The organism is Pseudomonas sp. PS1(2021) (assembly GCF_020405165.1).
Classification (GTDB): domain Bacteria; phylum Pseudomonadota; class Gammaproteobacteria; order Pseudomonadales; family Pseudomonadaceae; genus Pseudomonas; species Pseudomonas aeruginosa.
This window is the reverse complement of sequence record NZ_CP084484.1, coordinates 3,786,273-3,802,787: the sequence shown is the minus strand read 5'-3', so window position 1 is coordinate 3,802,787 and position 16,515 is coordinate 3,786,273. Positions and strand designations below refer to the sequence as shown.

Below are 16,515 nucleotides of genomic sequence, written 5' to 3'. Positions count from 1 at the left end.
TCGAGGAGTCACCGATGAATCCGAACAGCGAAGAGCTGAACGCGATCCGCGAGGGCGTACGTGCCCTCTGCGCCGAATTCGACGCCGCCTACTGGCGCCGCATCGATGAGCAGCGCGGTTTTCCCGAGGCCTTCGTCAAGGCCCTGACCGACGCCGGCTGGCTCTCGGCGATGATCCCGGAGGAGTACGGCGGTTCCGGTCTGGGCCTGGCCGAGGCCTCGGTGATCCTGGAGGAAGTCAACCGCTGCGGCGGCAACTCCGGCACCGTGCACGGGCAGATGTACAACATGTTCACGTTGCTGCGTAACGGCAGCGAGGCGCAGAAGCGCTTCTACCTGCCGAAGCTGGCCAGCGGCGAGCTGCGCCTGCAGTCGATGGGGGTGACCGAGCCGACCACCGGCACCGATACCACCAAGATCAAGACCACCGCCGTGCGCAAGGGCGACCGCTATGTGATCAACGGGCAGAAGGTGTGGATCTCGCGGATCCAGCACTCCGACCTGATGATCCTGCTGGCGCGCACCACGCCGCTGGCCGAGGTGAAGCGCAAGTCCGAAGGCATGTCGATCTTCCTCGTCGACCTGCGCGAGGCCATCGGCAAGGGCCTGACCGTGCAGCCGATCGCCAACATGGTCAACCACGAGACCAACGAGCTGTTCTTCGACAACCTGGAGATCCCCGCCGATAGCCTGATCGGCGAGGAAGGCAAGGGCTTCCGCTACATCCTCGACGGCCTCAATGCCGAGCGCACCCTGATCGCCGCCGAATGCATCGGCGACGGCCGCTGGTTCATCGACAAGGCCAGCCACTATGCCCGCGACCGCGTGGTCTTCGGCCGGCCGATAGGGCAGAACCAGGGCGTGCAGTTCCCCATCGCCGAGGCGCACATCGAAGTGGAGGCCGCCGACCTGATGCGCTGGCGCGCCTGCCAGGAGTACGACGCCGGGCTCAACGCCGGGGCCAGCGCGAACATGGCCAAGTACCTGGCGGCGAAAGCTTCCTGGGAGGCGGCCAACGCCTGCCTGCAGACCCACGGCGGCTTCGGCTTCGCCTGCGAGTACGACGTCGAGCGCAAGTTCCGCGAGACCCGCCTGTACCAGGTGGCGCCGATCTCCACCAACCTGATCCTGTCCTACGTGGCCGAGCACCTGCTCGAACTGCCGCGCTCGTTCTGAAGCGGGAGCCGCCCATGCAGATCGACCGTCTCGACCACCTGGTGCTCACCGTCCGCGACATCGACGCCAGCATCGATTTCTACACACGCGTGCTGGGCATGCGCGCCGTTACCTTCGGCGCGGGTCGCAAGGCCCTCGCCTTCGGTGCGCAGAAGATCAACCTGCACCAGGCCGGGGGCGAATTCGAACCCAAGGCCGAGCGACCTACGCCAGGGTCCGCCGACCTCTGTTTCATCGTCGCCACGCCACTCGAGGCGGTGGCCGAGCAACTGCGCCAGCAGGCCGTGGAAATCCTCGAGGGCCCGGTGCAGCGCACCGGCGCCGGCGGGCCGATCCTCTCGCTGTACCTGCGCGACCCCGACCTGAACCTGATCGAACTGAGCAACCCGCTGTAGGCCGCGTGCCTCGGGACAACTACAAGAGAGCGTTGGTCATGACCGACTACACCCAGCAACTCGCCGGCTTTCTCGCCGGCCTGCGCTACCAGGACCTGCCGCCGGCGGTGTTGGCGCGGATGGAAGAATTGTTCCTCGACTGGCTCGGCTCGGCGCTGGCCGGCAAGGGCCAGCATCCGATCCCATTGTTCGAGCGCTACGCCGAACGCATGGGCCCGGCCGACGGTAGCGCGCAGATCCTGCCCAGCCGGCGGCGCAGCTCGCCGTATTTCGCCGCCCTGGTGAACGGCGCGGCTTCCCACGTGGTGGAGCAGGACGACCTGCACAACAGCTCGGTGCTGCACCCCGCGGCGGTGGTCTTCCCTGCTGCCCTGGCCGCGGCCCAGGACCTCGGCCGCAGCGGCGCCGAGCTGATCCTCGCGGCGGTGGCCGGCTACGAGGCCGGCATCCGCATCGGCGAATTCCTCGGCCGTTCCCACTACCGGGTGTTCCATACCACTGCCACGGTCGGCACCCTCGCCGCGGCAGTGGCGGTGGGCAAGCTGATGGACTTCGACCGCGAGCGCTTCGTCGACCTGCTCGGCAGCGCCGGAACCCAGGCCGCCGGGCTCTGGGAGTTCCTCCGCGACGCCGCCGATTCCAAGCAGTTGCATACCGCCAAGGCCGCCGCCGACGGGCTGCTCGCCGCCTATCTCACCGCCGACGGCCTGAGCGGCGCGCGACACATCCTCGAAGGCGAGCAGGGGATGGCCGCCGGGATGTCCAGCGACGCCGACCCCGAGCGCCTGGTGGATCGCCTCGGCAGCCGCTGGGCGTTGCTGGAAACCTCGTTCAAGTTCCACGCCTCGTGCCGCCATACCCATCCCGCGGCCGACGCGCTGCTGGCGCTGATGCAGCGCGAAGGGCTCGATCACTCGCAGATCGCCGCGGTCACCGCGCGGGTCCACCAGGGCGCCATCGACGTGCTCGGCCGGGTGGTCGAGCCGCAGACCGTGCACCAGGCGAAGTTCTCCATGGGCACCGTGCTGGGCCTGATCGCCGTGTACGGCAAGGCCGGCCTCGGCGAGTTCCATCGGCATGCGCTGAGCGACCCGCGGGTCGCAGCGTTCCGCGAGCGGGTCGAGATGCGCCTGGACCCGGAGGTCGACGCCGCCTATCCGCAGCGCTGGCTCGGGCGGGTCGAAGTGCTCGATCGCCAGGGGCGGCGCCATACCGCCGCCATCGACGAACCCAAGGGCGATCCCGGCAATACCCTCAGCCGCGACGAACTGGCCGATAAGTTCCGCCGCCTGCTGGCGTTCTCCGGCGCGGCCACCGACGCCGAGGCGGAAATCCTCATCCAGCGCGCCTGGGGCCTGCGCCAGGCGCCTTCCGTAGCGCCGCTGATCTGATCAACCGAACCAGCCGCACCTCGTCTTCGACGGACGAGGGCAGGGAGTCCGACCCATGACACAATCCCACCGACCGCGCCCGCTCGACGGCATCACCGTGGTCAGCCTGGAGCACGCCATCGCCGCGCCGTTCTGCACCCGCCAACTGGCCGATCTCGGCGCGCGGGTGATCAAGATCGAACGCCCCGGCGTCGGCGATTTCGCCCGCGGTTACGACGAGCGGGTCAACGGCCTGTCGTCGCACTTCGTCTGGACCAATCGTTCCAAGCAGAGCCTCAGCCTCGATCTCAAGCAGGCCGAGGCGCTGCCGTTGCTGGAGAAGCTGCTGGCCGGCGCCGACGTGCTGGTGCAGAACCTCGCGCCGGGCGCCGCCGCGCGCCTGGGCCTGTCCTACGAGGCGTTGCGCGAGCGCTTCCCGCGACTGATCGTCTGCGATATCTCCGGCTACGGCGAAGGCGGTCCCTACGAGAAGAAGAAGGCCTACGACCTGCTGATCCAGAGCGAGGGCGGCTTCCTTTCGGTGACCGGCGGCGCCGGGCCGAACGAGATGGCCAAGGCCGGCTGTTCGATCGCCGATATCGCCGCCGGCATGTACGCCTACAGCAGCATCCTTTCGGCCCTGCTGCTGCGCGAGCGCACCGGCGAGGGCAGCCGCATCGACGTGTCGATGCTGGAGAGCCTGGTGGAGTGGATGGGCTACCCGATGTACTACGCCTACCAGGACGCGCCGCCGCCGCCGCGCGCCGGCGCTTCGCACTCGACCATCTACCCCTATGGGCCATTCCCCGCCGGCGACGGCGGCACAGTGATGCTCGGCCTGCAGAACGAGCGCGAGTGGCGGGCCTTCTGCGACAAGGTCCTGCGCCGCCCGGAGCTGGCCGACGACGAACGCTTCTCGGCGAACTTCAAGCGCTCGGCCAACCGCGAAGAGCTGCGTGCGCTGATCGTCGAAGCCTTCGCCGCCTTGCCGGCCGCCGAGGTGGTGGCGCGCCTGGAACAGGCGCAGATCGCCAACGCCCACGTCAACGACATGGCCGGGGTCTGGGCGCACCCGCAGTTACAGGCGCGGCAACGCTGGACCTCCATCGACAGCCCGGCCGGGCGCCTGCCGGCGTTGTTGCCGCCGGCCAGCAGCAGCGCCTTCGTTCCGCGCATGGATGCGGTGCCGGCGCTGGGCGGCGACAGCGACGCGCTGCTTGCCGAACTGGGCTGTACCGCGGCCGATATCCAGCGCCTGCGCGCGACCGGAACGGTATGAGGAGGCGGACATGAACCGACAGATCGTGCGCAGCGCGCTGTTCGTCCCGGCGACCCGCCCGGAGCGGATCCCCAAGGCCCTTGCCAGCGGCGCCGACCGGGTCATCGTCGACCTCGAGGATGCGGTGGAGGAGGGGCTGAAGGTCGAGGCGCGGGCCAATCTCCGGCGTTTCCTCGTCGATACGCCGGAAGCCCGGGTGCTGGTGCGGATCAACGCGGCGGAGCATCCCGGGCATGCCGACGACCTGGCGCTGTGCCGCGACCACGCCGGAGTGATCGGCCTGCTCCTGCCGAAAGTGGAGAGCGCCGCCCAGGTGCGCCACGCCGCCGTGGCCAGCGGCAAGCCGGTCTGGCCCATCGTCGAGAGTGCCCGCGGCCTTGCCGCGCTGGGCGAGATCGCCGCCGCCGCGGGGGTCGAGCGGCTGTCCTTCGGCAGCCTCGACCTGGCCCTGGACCTCGATCTCAACAGCGGCAGCAACGCAGCCGAACAGATTCTCGGTCACGCCCGTTACGCACTGCTCCTGCAAACGCGCCTGGCAGGCCTGGCGCCGCCGCTGGACGGCGTCTATCCGGCGATCCAGAACCGTGCCGGACTGGTCGAGGCAGTGCGCTTCGCTCGCGACATGGGCTTCGGCGGGTTGCTGTGCATCCATCCGAGCCAGGTCGAGCCGATCCACCAGACATTGATGCCGAGTCCCGCGGAACTGGAGTGGGCGCGTCGGGTGGCAGAGGCCGGCGCCTCCGGTGCCGGCGTCTTCGTGGTCGACGGCGAGATGGTCGACGCGCCGGTGCTGGGACGCGCGCGACGCCTGCTGGAGCGGGCCGGGGAGGGCGGCTGAACGCGTTCGACAGACGCGAACGCGGGCTTGAGCAATGGCGAACTCTCCGAACGCGCCGGCTGCGTCAGGCTCGTCGATACCTCGAAAGCACAACAACAATCTGAGGTCACGAAATGTTCAAGACGATGGTACGGGCGCTGTTGTGCGCCCTGGCGATCGGTGGCTCCTGCCTGGCGAATGCCGCGCAGCCGATCGTCATCAAGTTCTCCCACGTGGTCGCGGAAAACACGCCCAAAGGCCAGGGCGCGCTGCTGTTCAAGAAACTCGTCGAACAGCGCCTGGGCGGCCGGGTCGAGGTAGACGTCTATCCCAACTCGTCGCTGTTCGGCGACGGCAAGGAAATGGAGGCGCTGCTGCTGGGCGACGTGCAGATGCTGGCGCCGTCCCTGGCCAAGTTCGAGCAGTACACGCGCAAGGTGCAGATCTTCGACCTGCCGTTCCTCTTCGACGACATCCAGGCGGTCGACCGCTTCCAGCGCAGCCCGCAGGGGCGCGCCTTGCTGACCAGCATGCAGGGCAAGGGCATCCTCGGCCTGGCCTACTGGCACAACGGGATGAAGCAGCTCTCCGCCAATCGCCCGTTGCTGGAGCCGGAAGACGCGCGCGGGCTGAAATTCCGCGTGCAGGCGTCCGACGTGCTCAACGAGCAGTTCCGCCAGCTCCGCGCGATCTCCCGGAAGATGTCCTTCGCCGAGGTCTACCAGGGCTTGCAGACCGGCGTGGTGAATGGCACCGAGAACACCTGGTCGAACTACGAGAGCCAGAAGGTCAACGAGGTACAGAAGTATTTCACCGAGTCCAACCACGGCCTGGTGGACTACATGGTGATCACCAACGCGAAGTTCTGGAATGGCCTTCCGGCGGACATCCGCGAAGAACTGCAGCGGATCATGGACGAGGTCACCGTGCAGGTGAACCTCGAGGCCGAGCGCCTCAACCGCGACGCCCGCCAGCGCATCCTCGCCAGTGGCGCCAGCGAGATCCATACCCTGAGCCCGCGGCAGCGCGCCGACTGGCGCCAGGCGATGCAGCCGGTATGGCAGAAATTCCGCGGCAATGTCGGTGCCGATCTGCTCCAGGCCGCCGAAGCTTCCAACCGTCCCGATTGACCCGTCCGGCCCCGCCCGGCCGGGCGGGGCATTGTGGAGAACGCTGCGATGAATCGACTCGTGCGCGTCTGGAACCGCTTCGAGGAGGGCGCTATCGCCTTCCTGCTGGCGGCGATGACGCTGGTGACCTTCCTCTATGTGGTGATGACCAACGTCTTCACCCTGTTCTACGACCTCGGCGACCGCCTGCCGACACTGCGGGCTCCGCTGTACTCGATGGGCGACGCGATCCTCGGGGTAGCCCAGGATATGTCCTGGAGCAACGCGCTGACCAAGGCGCTGTTCGGCTGGCTGATCTTCCTCGGCATCGCCTACGGCGTACGCACCGCCGGCCACCTCGGGGTGGATGCCCTGGTGCGCCTGGCGCCGCGTCCCTTGCAGCGCCTGATCGGGATACTCGCCTGCCTCTGCTGCCTGGGCTACGCCGGGCTGTTCATGGTCGCCAGCTACGACTGGGTGAAGACCCTGTTCGTCGCCGGCATCGGCGCCGAGGACCTCGACCACTTCGGCATCCTCCAGGCCTACATCGCGGTGGTGGTGCCGGTCGGCTTCGGCCTGGTGCTGCTGCGCTACCTGGAAATCCTCGTCAACCTGTTGCGCGGTCGCCAGCTCGGGCTGGGCCTCGCCGACGAGGCCGCCGAGGCCTCCAAACTGGCCGGCGAAGAGGCCGGGGAGAACCGTCCATGACCGTGCTGATCCTGTTCCTGCTGCTGTTCCTGTTCATGTTCATCGGCGTGCCCATCGCCATCTCCCTGGGGCTGTCCGGCGCCCTGACGATCCTGCTGTTCAGCCCGGATTCGGTGCGCTCGCTGGCGATCAAGCTGTTCGAGACCTCCGAGGCCTACACCCTGCTGGCGATCCCGTTCTTCCTGCTCTCCGGCGCGTTCATGACCACCGGTGGCGTGGCGCGGCGCCTGATCGACTTCGCCAATGCCTGCGTCGGGCATATCCGCGGCGGCCTGGCGATCGCTGCGGTGCTTGCCTGCATGCTGTTCGCCGCGCTGTCCGGTTCGTCGCCGGCGACAGTGGCGGCGGTCGGCTCGATCGCCGTGGCCGGCATGGTCCGCTCCGGCTATCCGCGCGCCTTCGGCGCGGGGATCATCTGCAATGCCGGGACCCTGGGCATCCTCATCCCGCCATCGATCGTGATGGTGGTCTACGCCGCCGCCACCGAGACCTCGGTGGGCAAGCTGTTCGTCGCCGGGGTGGTTCCGGGGTTGTTGCTCGGGGTGATCCTGATGGTGGTGATCTACATCGTCGCGCGGGTCAAGAAGCTGCCGGCGCAGCCGCGCGCCAGCTTCCGCGAGTGGCTGGCCGCCGCACGCCGTGCAGGCTGGGGCCTGTTGCTGCTGGTGATCATCCTCGGCGGCATCTATTCCGGGCTGTTCACCCCCACCGAGGCGGCGGCGGTGGCGGCGGTGTATTCGGCCTTCGTCGCGCTGTTTGTGTACAAGGACATGCGCCTGCGCGACTGTCCCAAGGTGCTGCTGGAGTCGGGGCGGCTGAGCATCATGCTGATGTTCATCATCGCCAATGCCATGCTCTTCGCCCACGTGTTGACCACCGAGCAGATCCCCCAGCAGATCACCGAATGGGTGGTGCAGGAAGGCCTGACCCCGATCGGCTTCCTGCTGATGGTCAACGTGGTGCTGCTGGTCGCCGGCAGCTTCATGGAGCCCTCGGCGATCGTGCTGATCCTGGCGCCGATCTTCTTCCCCATCGCCATGAAGCTGGGCATCGACCCGATCCACCTGGGCATCGTCATGGTGGTGAACATGGAGATCGGCCTGGTACACCCGCCGGTCGGCCTCAACCTGTTCGTCACTTCGGCGGTCACCGGCATGCCGCTGGGGGCGACCATCCGCGCGGCGCTGCCGTGGCTGATGATCCTGCTGCTGTTCCTGATCCTGGTGACCTACGTGCCGTTGATCTCGCTGTGGCTGCCGGGCCTGCTGGGCATGAGCTGAGGTCGCGGCGGCGGGGCGCGGGACGCGCTCCGCCGCTGGCGCAAGGCTACGATCGGCGCGGCTTATAGCTACTATCGGCGCTGTCGCGCAGTGGTAAGACCATGGTCGTATGGTTCGTGGGGTGTGCGCTCGCTACAACTGGGCACAACAAAAACAACACTCACGTACCGAGGTTAAAGCCATGTCTGCGGCATCCCTGTACCCCGTGCACCCGGAAGCGGTGGCACGGACCTTCACCGACGAAGCCACCTACAAGACGATGTACCAGCAGTCCGTCGTCAACCCCGACGGCTTCTGGCGCGAGCAGGCCCAGCGGATCGACTGGATCAAGCCGTTCGAGAAGGTCAAGCAGACCTCCTTCGACGACCATCACGTGGACATCAAGTGGTTCGCCGACGGCACCCTCAACGTGTCGCACAACTGCCTCGACCGTCACCTCGCCGAACGCGGCGACCAGGTGGCGATCATCTGGGAAGGCGACGATCCCGCCGACCACCAGGAAATCACCTACCGCCAGCTCCACGAGCAGGTCTGCAAGTTCGCCAACGCCCTGCGCGGGCAGGACGTGCACCGCGGCGACGTAGTGACCATCTACATGCCGATGATCCCCGAGGCCGTGGTCGCCATGCTCGCCTGCACCCGCATCGGCGCGATCCACTCGGTGGTCTTCGGCGGCTTCTCCCCCGAGGCCCTGGCAGGACGCATCATCGATTGCAAGTCGAAGGTGGTGATCACCGCCGACGAAGGCGTGCGCGGCGGCAAGCGCACTCCGCTGAAGGCCAATGTCGACGACGCCCTGACCAACCCGGAAACCTCCAGCGTGCAGAAGATCATCGTCTGCAAGCGTACCGGTGCGGAGATCAAGTGGAACCAGCACCGCGACGTCTGGTACGACGACCTGATGAAGGTTGCCGGCAGCACTTGCGCACCCAAGGAAATGGGCGCCGAGGACCCGCTGTTCATCCTCTACACCTCCGGCTCCACCGGCAAGCCGAAGGGCGTGCTGCATACCACCGGCGGCTACCTGGTGTACGCCTCGCTGACCCACGAGCGGGTCTTCGACTACCGTCCGGGCGAAGTCTACTGGTGCACCGCCGACATCGGCTGGGTCACCGGCCACACCTACATCGTCTATGGCCCGTTGGCCAACGGCGCCACCACCATTCTGTTCGAGGGCGTGCCGAACTACCCCGACGTGACCCGCGTGGCGAAAATCATCGACAAGCACAAGGTCAACATCCTCTACACCGCGCCGACCGCGATCCGCGCGATGATGGCTGAAGGCAAGGCGGCGGTGGCCGGTGCCGACGGTTCCAGCCTGCGTCTGCTCGGTTCGGTGGGCGAGCCGATCAACCCGGAAGCGTGGCAGTGGTACTACGAGACCGTCGGCCAGTCGCGCTGCCCGATCGTCGACACCTGGTGGCAGACCGAGACCGGCGCCTGCCTGATGACCCCGTTGCCGGGCGCCCATGCGATGAAGCCGGGCTCCGCGGCCAAGCCGTTCTTCGGCGTGGTCCCGGCGCTGGTGGACAACCTCGGCAACCTGATCGAGGGCGCCGCCGAGGGCAACCTGGTGATCCTCGACTCCTGGCCGGGCCAGGCGCGGACCCTGTTCGGCGACCATGACCGCTTCGTCGACACCTACTTCAAGACCTTCAAGGGCATGTACTTCACCGGCGACGGCGCGCGCCGCGACGAGGACGGCTACTACTGGATCACCGGGCGGGTCGACGACGTGCTCAACGTCTCCGGCCACCGCATGGGCACCGCCGAGGTGGAAAGCGCGATGGTCGCCCACCCGAAGGTCGCCGAGGCGGCGGTGGTCGGCATGCAGCACGACATCAAGGGGCAGGGCATCTATGTCTACGTCACCCTCAACTCCGGGGTCGAGCCGAGCGAGGCGCTGCGCCAGGAGCTGAAGCAATGGGTTCGCCGCGAGATCGGTCCGATCGCCACGCCGGATGTGATCCAGTGGGCGCCGGGACTGCCGAAGACCCGTTCGGGCAAGATCATGCGGCGCATCCTGCGCAAGATCGCCGCGGCCGAGTACGACACCCTCGGCGACATCTCCACCCTTGCCGACCCGGGCGTGGTCCAGCACCTGATCGAGACCCATCGCTCGATGCAGGCCGCCTGACTTCCGCCTGATCCGAAACGACCCCGCGCGGTGCGAGCCGCGCGGGGTCTTTCATTTGGCGCGGGCCGAGGAGGAGGGCGTTTCGAATGGGCTCGCGCCGGGAATGGGGCGGCGGTAACACTTCGGTGATGCGCGCCTGCGCATAATTGGGGCGAGAGGAAACGCCACGCACAGCAAGGTGCGACACGGGGTAGCAGTCGAGGCGAGTCGTAGCGGCCAAGCCATTGAAGGAGAAGGAATTGGCAATTTATGGCTTGAGATTTGCTTTACTCATTGATTACACTTCGCGCTTTCCGGGCACAAATGTCGCTGCCTGTCAATATCGCCGAATGCCCTCTTCGGTGCTTTTATAATTAGTTGTCGCATTGAAGAAATAACCACTTTCGGCCTGTCGCTAGAATGCCGCTCACCCCAGCTGGCGCCCTGTCCACGAGAAGGCGCCATGCGCAAGAGCCGGTGATCACGCATATCCGTCGGCAGCCTGGGCAAGGTTCTATTTCTCCTGCCAATCGATGCCATCCCCTTCGAAGGAGTTCCAGATGAAGAAGCTCGCACTTCTCGGCGCCCTGGCGCTGTCCGTGCTCTCCCTGCCCACTTTCGCCGCCGACAAGCCGGTGCGCATCGGCATCGAGGCGGCCTACCCGCCGTTCTCGCTGAAGACCCCGGACGGCCAGTTGGCAGGCTTCGACGTGGATATCGGCAATGCCCTCTGCGAAGAGATGAAGGTGCAGTGCAAGTGGGTCGAGCAGGAGTTCGACGGCCTGATCCCGGCACTCAAGGTGCGCAAGATCGATGCGATCCTCTCGTCGATGACCATCACCGACGAGCGCAAGCGTTCGGTCGACTTCACCAACAAGTACTACAACACCCCGGCGCGCTTCGTGATGAAGGAAGGCGCCAGCCTCAACGATCCCAAGGCCGACCTGAAGGGCAAGAAGGCCGGCGTGCTGCGTGGCAGTACCGCCGACCGCTACGCCTCCGCCGAACTGACCCCGGCCGGCGTCGAAGTGGTGCGCTACAACTCCCAGCAGGAAGCCAACATGGACCTGGTGGCCGGTCGCCTCGACGCGGTGGTCGCCGATTCGGTGAACCTCGAAGATGGCTTCCTCAAGACCGATGCCGGCAAGGGCTACGCCTTCGTCGGTCCGCAACTGACCGATGCCAAGTACTTCGGCGAAGGCGTCGGCATCGCCGTGCGCAAGGGCGATAGCGAGCTGGCCGGCAAGTTCAACGCGGCCATCGACGCGCTGCGCGCCAACGGCAAGTACAAGCAGATCCAGGACAAGTACTTCAGCTTCGACGTCTACGGTTCGAACTGACGCTATCCGTCAGAGGTGGCACAAACGTCCGCGACGCCTCGCGCTGTTTGTGCCACTTTTTTATTGAGTGGACGCCACTGCTTTAGCGCTGCATTAGCTGCATAGAGGTACCGTTTTGATGATCACTGGCTACGGTGCGACCATCGTCGATGGCGCCTGGCTGACTCTCCAGCTGGCCCTGCTTTCCATGCTCCTGGCCATCGTCCTCGGCCTGCTGGGCGCGGCCTTCCGCCTGTCGCCGGTGCGCTGGCTGGCCTGGTGCGGCGACCTGTACGCCACGGTAGTGCGCGGCATCCCCGACCTGGTGCTGATCCTGCTGATCTTCTACGGCGGCCAGGGCCTGCTGAACTGGGTCGCCCCGCAACTCGGCTACGACGACTACATCGACCTGAATCCCTTCGTGTCCGGCGTCGGCACCCTCGGCTTCATCTTCGGCGCCTATCTCTCGGAGACCTTCCGCGGCGCCTTCATGGCGATTCCCAAGGGGCAGGGCGAGGCCGGCTACGCCTACGGCATGAGCCACCGCCAGGTGTTCTTCCGCATCCAGGTGCCGCAGATGATCCGCCTGGCGATCCCCGGCTTCACCAACAACTGGCTGGTGCTGGTCAAGGCCACCGCGCTGATTTCCGTGGTCGGCCTGCAGGACATGATGTTCAAGGCCAAGCAGGCCTCCGATGCGACCCGCGAGCCGTTCACCTACTACCTCGCCGTGGCCGGCCTGTACCTGCTGGTGACCAGCGTGTCGCTGCTGTTGCTGCGCCTGCTCGAACGCCGCTATTCGGTCGGCGTGAAAACCGCGGAACTGTGAGTCAAGGGGCCCTATCGTGATCTTCGATTTCTCCGTCATCTGGGACAGCCTTCCGCTCTATTTCGACGGCCTGCTGGTCACCCTCAAGCTGCTCTCGATCTCCCTGCTGATCGGCCTGCTGCTGGCGGTGCCGCTAGCGCTGATGCGGGTCTCCAAGCAGCCGCTGGTGAACTTCCCGGCCTGGCTCTATACCTACGTGATCCGCGGCACGCCGATGCTGGTCCAGCTGTTCCTGATCTACTACGGCCTGGCGCAGTTCGACGCGGTGCGCGAGAGCGCGCTGTGGCCCTGGTTGTCGAACGCCTCCTTCTGCGCCTGCCTGGCGTTCGCCATCAACACCAGCGCCTATACCGCCGAGATCCTCGCCGGCAGCCTGAAGGCCACGCCCCATGGCGAGATCGAGGCGGCCAAGGCGATGGGCATGTCGCGCCTGAAGATGTACCGCCGCATCCTCCTGCCGTCGGCACTGCGGCGCGCCCTGCCGCAGTACAGCAACGAAGTGATCATGATGCTGCAGACCACCAGCCTGGCGTCCATCGTCACCCTGGTGGACATCACCGGCGCCGCGCGGACCGTCTACTCGCAGTACTACCTGCCGTTCGAGGCGTTCATCACCGCTGGCCTGTTCTACCTGTGCCTGACCTTCATCCTGGTGCGCCTGTTCAAGCTTGCCGAGCGCCGCTGGCTGGCCTACCTGGCGCCGCGCAAATCCTGATCCGGAGGACCGCATGGAGCGTATCGACCACCTGCTGCCGTGGAGCACCCTGGGAAGCGAGAAGCGCCTGAGCGTGTTCCGCTTCGGCTGCGGCGCGCGCAAGGTCTACATCCAGTCCAGCCTGCACGCCGACGAGTTGCCGGGCATGCGCACCGCCTGGGAGCTGAAGCAGCGGTTGCGCCTGCTGGAGGCGGAAGGCCGCCTGCGCGGCACCGTCGAGCTGGTGCCGGTGGCCAATCCGGTCGGTCTCGGGCAGATGATCCAGGCGCTGCACCAGGGGCGCTTCGAAATGAGCAGCGGGCGCAACTTCAATCGCGATTTCCCCGACCTGCTGGACGCGGTGATCGACAGCGTCGGCGAGCGTCTCGGCAGCGATCCGGCGGCCAATGTCGCGCTGGTCCGCCAGGCCCTGCGCGCGGCGCTGGACGCCCTGCCGCCGGCGACCTCGGAACTGGAGGGCATGCAGCGCCTGCTGTATCGCCACGCCTGCGACGCCGACCTGGTGCTCGACCTGCATTGCGACTTCGAGGCCGCCATCCATCTCTATACCCTGCCGCAGCAATGGCCCGCCTTCGCCTCCCTGGCCGCACGCCTGGGCGCCGCCGTCGGGCTGCTCGCCGAGGAGTCCGGCGGCGGTTCCTTCGACGAGGCCTGCTCGGTGCCGTGGCTGCGCCTGTCGCGCCTGTATCCGCGCGCCGAGCTGCCGCTGGCCTGCCTGGCGACCACCGTCGAACTCGGCGGCCAGGCCGACACCACCGTGCAGCAGGCCGAGGCCAACGCCGCGGCGATCCTGGCCTTCCTCGCCGAGCAGGGCTTCGTCGAGGGCGAATGGCCGGCGGCGCCCGAAGCCTGCTGCGAAGGCTTGCCCTTCGAGGGCACCGAATACGTCCACGCCCCGCATACCGGCGTGGTGAGTTTCCTGCGCCGGCCGGGCGAATGGGTGGAGGCGGGCGAACCGCTGTTCCAGGTCATCGATCCCCTGGCCGACCGTGCCAGCACCGTGTGCGCCGGGGTTTCCGGCGTGCTTTTCGCCATCGAACGGATGCGCTACGCGCAGCCGGGACTCTGGCTGGCCAAGGTGGCCGGTCGTCAACCGATCCGTCAGGGACGCTTGCTCAGCGACTGATTAGCCGAGAACACACACATGTACAAACTGGAAGTCCAAGACCTGCACAAGCGCTACGGTAGCCACGAGGTGCTCAAGGGCGTCTCGCTGGCGGCGAAAGCGGGCGACGTGATCAGCATCATCGGCTCGAGCGGTTCCGGCAAGAGCACCTTTCTGCGCTGCATAAACCTGCTGGAACAGCCGCACGCCGGCAAGATCCTGCTCAACGGCGAGGAGCTGAAGCTGGTGCCCGGCCGCGACGGCGCGCTGAAGGCCGCCGACTCCCGCCAGTTGCAGCGCATGCGCTCGCGCCTGTCGATGGTGTTCCAGCATTTCAACCTGTGGTCGCACATGAGCGCCCTGGAGAACGTCATCGAGGCGCCCGTGCATGTGCTCGGCGTGTCGAAGAAGGAAGCCATCGAGAAGGCCGAGCACTACCTGGCCAAGGTCGGCGTGGCACACCGCAAGGACGCCTACCCGGCGCACATGAGCGGCGGCGAGCAGCAGCGCGTGGCGATCGCCCGGGCGCTGGCGGTGGAGCCGGAAGTGATGCTGTTCGACGAGCCGACCTCGGCGCTCGACCCCGAACTGGTGGGCGAAGTGCTGAAGGTCATGCAGGACCTGGCCCAGGAAGGCCGCACCATGGTGGTGGTGACCCACGAGATGGGTTTCGCCCGCGAGGTGTCGAACCAGTTGGTGTTCCTGCACAAGGGCCTGGTCGAGGAACACGGCTGCCCGAAGGAAGTCCTCGCCAACCCGCAGTCGGACCGCCTCAAGCAGTTCCTCTCCGGCAGCCTCAAGTAACATTCATCGCAGAGGCCGGCTAAGCTGCTCCCATGACTGCCCAACCCCAACGCATCGGTTTCCTCCTCTGGCCCGCCACCCGCGCGCTGACGCTATCGCTTGCCGAGGAAGCCCTGCGGGCGGCCCGGCGGTTGCACCCCGAGGCGCTCTACGAGCCGCTGTTCCTGCTCGCCGAAGCGCCGGCCGAAGAGGAGGGCTGGCGCCTGCCGGGAACGGCCTGGAACGGCAGGCTGGAGCAATGCTCGCGGCTGTTCCTGGTCGCCGACGAGGCGCCGGCGGCGGTGTCGCCAGCGCTGGGCCTGGCGCTCAAGCAACTGGCGCGTTCGGGAGCGGCGATCGGCGCGCTGTCCGCCGGCATCTACCCGCTGGCCCAGCTCGGCCTGCTCGACGGCTATCGCGCCGCGGTGCACTGGCGTTGGCACGACGACTTCACCGAGCGCTTCCCCAAGGTCATCGCCACCAATCACCTGTTCGAGTGGGATCGCGACCGCATGACCGCCTGCGGCGGCATGGCGGTACTCGACCTGCTGCTGGCGCTGCTGTCCCGCGACCATGGCGCTGAACTGGCCGGCGCGGTCTCGGAAGAGCTGGTGGTGGAGCGCATTCGCGAAGGCAACGAGCGCCAGCGCATCCCGCTGAAGAATCGCCTCGGCTCCAGCCATCCGAAGCTGACCCAGGCGGTACTGCTGATGGAAGCCAATATCGAGGAGCCACTGACCACCGACGAGATCGCCCAGCATGTGTGTGTTTCGCGGCGCCAGTTGGAACGGATCTTCAAGCAATACCTGAACCGCGTACCCAGCCAGTACTACCTGGAGCTGCGCCTGAACCGCGCGCGGCAGATGCTGATGCAGACCAGCAAGTCGATCATCCAGATCGGCCTGTCCTGCGGTTTCTCTTCCGGGCCGCATTTCTCCAGCGCCTACCGCAACTTCTTCGGCGTCACTCCGCGCGAGGACCGCAACCAGCGGCGCGGCGGCAGCGCCTTCGAGACGACCTTCACTCCCGTCGAACGCGGCTGATCGCCAACGGCGCGGCGGTTTCAGCCGGGCTTTGCGACGCCCCGGGAGGCGGATCGCCTCGGGAAGTCGCCGAGTTCGCGACGGGCCGTCGGAATGATCGCCTCCAGCAGTTCCAGCGGAACGTCGCTGGCGAACAGGTTGACCACGAAACGCCGGCCGACGTCGTCGCGAAAGACCTCGAACAGCGGCTGTTCGCCGCGCCAGCACTCCAGGCCGAGGCCGTCGCGCGGATTGACGTCGGAGGCGAAGACGAGACGGTAGTCGATTCCCTCGATGGGCATGGCTTGTTTCCCTGCTGTTCCCGCCCGCGGGGCGGCGTAGAAGAAGTATGCACCCGAGTGCATCGCGCGTTTACACTGCGCCTTCCCGATGCTTTCTGTCGCATTTCCGAAAGCCGCGGAAATTCCCGGGTTGGCGCTATAACAAGTTGTCGCATGGCGGCAATGCCGGCCCGGTCCCAATCCCTACAATC

The 16,515-nt window shown here is 66.8% G+C and carries 16 protein-coding genes; 15 read left to right on the top strand and 1 reads right to left on the bottom strand.

From position 1 onward, the window contains the following. Window positions 1-14: 14 nt before the first annotated feature. From LE197_RS18350 to argR, 15 genes are all read left to right on the top strand, one after another. Window positions 15-1,175 carry an acyl-CoA dehydrogenase family protein gene (locus LE197_RS18350; protein WP_003085913.1) on the top strand — a complete coding sequence of 387 codons (1,161 nt, stop codon included), beginning with the start codon at window positions 15-17 and terminating at the stop codon, window positions 1,173-1,175. 14 nt (window positions 1,176-1,189) lie between these two features. After that, window positions 1,190-1,570, top strand: coding sequence for a VOC family protein (locus LE197_RS18345; protein WP_003085915.1), 381 nt, complete (start codon window positions 1,190-1,192; stop codon window positions 1,568-1,570). A 38-nt stretch (window positions 1,571-1,608) separates the two neighbouring features. After that, window positions 1,609-2,961, top strand: a complete 1,353-nt coding sequence (locus tag LE197_RS18340) for an MmgE/PrpD family protein (RefSeq protein WP_003120744.1) — start codon at window positions 1,609-1,611, stop codon at window positions 2,959-2,961. Between the two features lie 55 nt (window positions 2,962-3,016). After that, window positions 3,017-4,219 carry a CaiB/BaiF CoA transferase family protein gene (locus LE197_RS18335; protein ID WP_003123246.1) on the top strand — a complete coding sequence of 401 codons (1,203 nt, stop codon included), beginning with the start codon at window positions 3,017-3,019 and terminating at the stop codon, window positions 4,217-4,219. Between the two features lie 10 nt (window positions 4,220-4,229). Then, complete coding sequence (locus tag LE197_RS18330) at window positions 4,230-5,057, top strand: HpcH/HpaI aldolase/citrate lyase family protein (RefSeq protein WP_003085920.1); 828 nt, start codon at window positions 4,230-4,232, stop codon at window positions 5,055-5,057. Between the two features lie 113 nt (window positions 5,058-5,170). After that, window positions 5,171-6,166: a TRAP transporter substrate-binding protein gene (locus tag LE197_RS18325; RefSeq protein WP_003117123.1), complete on the top strand. Its 996-nt coding sequence runs from the start codon at window positions 5,171-5,173 to the stop codon at window positions 6,164-6,166. 48 nt (window positions 6,167-6,214) lie between these two features. After that, the gene (locus LE197_RS18320; RefSeq protein ID WP_003114245.1) at window positions 6,215-6,853 is read left to right on the top strand and encodes a TRAP transporter small permease; all 639 of its coding nucleotides are present in this window, start codon (window positions 6,215-6,217) and stop codon (window positions 6,851-6,853) included. Then, the gene (dctM, locus tag LE197_RS18315; RefSeq protein ID WP_003085927.1) at window positions 6,850-8,133 is read left to right on the top strand and encodes a C4-dicarboxylate TRAP transporter large permease protein DctM; all 1,284 of its coding nucleotides are present in this window, start codon (window positions 6,850-6,852) and stop codon (window positions 8,131-8,133) included. Before LE197_RS18320 ends, dctM begins: the two co-directional genes overlap by 4 nt. 181 nt (window positions 8,134-8,314) lie before the next feature. Then, entirely contained in the window at window positions 8,315-10,270 is a 1,956-nt protein-coding gene (acs, locus tag LE197_RS18310; RefSeq protein ID WP_003110260.1) for an acetate--CoA ligase, read from the top strand. 539 nt (window positions 10,271-10,809) lie between these two features. Continuing rightward, the gene (locus LE197_RS18305; RefSeq protein WP_003085932.1) at window positions 10,810-11,589 is read left to right on the top strand and encodes an ABC transporter substrate-binding protein; all 780 of its coding nucleotides are present in this window, start codon (window positions 10,810-10,812) and stop codon (window positions 11,587-11,589) included. Between the two features lie 118 nt (window positions 11,590-11,707). After that, complete coding sequence (locus LE197_RS18300; protein WP_003085934.1) at window positions 11,708-12,397, top strand: ABC transporter permease; 690 nt, start codon at window positions 11,708-11,710, stop codon at window positions 12,395-12,397. A gap of 16 nt (window positions 12,398-12,413) precedes the next feature. After that, window positions 12,414-13,112, top strand: a complete 699-nt coding sequence (locus LE197_RS18295; protein ID WP_003085936.1) for an ABC transporter permease — start codon at window positions 12,414-12,416, stop codon at window positions 13,110-13,112. Between the two features lie 13 nt (window positions 13,113-13,125). Next, window positions 13,126-14,238, top strand: a complete 1,113-nt coding sequence (locus tag LE197_RS18290) for a M14 family metallopeptidase (protein WP_003112610.1) — start codon at window positions 13,126-13,128, stop codon at window positions 14,236-14,238. Between the two features lie 18 nt (window positions 14,239-14,256). Then, on the top strand, window positions 14,257-15,021 hold the full coding sequence (gene aotP / locus LE197_RS18285) for an arginine/ornithine transport ATP-binding protein AotP (RefSeq protein ID WP_003085940.1): 765 nt from the start codon (window positions 14,257-14,259) through the stop codon (window positions 15,019-15,021). Between the two features lie 32 nt (window positions 15,022-15,053). After that, a complete protein-coding gene (argR, locus tag LE197_RS18280; RefSeq protein WP_003085944.1) occupies window positions 15,054-16,043 on the top strand; it encodes a transcriptional regulator ArgR in 990 nt (329 codons plus the stop codon). A gap of 20 nt (window positions 16,044-16,063) precedes the next feature. On the opposite strand, the gene LE197_RS18275 is transcribed toward argR, so the two are convergent. Further along, a complete protein-coding gene (locus LE197_RS18275) occupies window positions 16,064-16,387 on the bottom strand; it encodes a hypothetical protein (protein WP_003123239.1) in 324 nt (107 codons plus the stop codon). Between the last annotated feature and the right edge of the window lie 128 nt (window positions 16,388-16,515).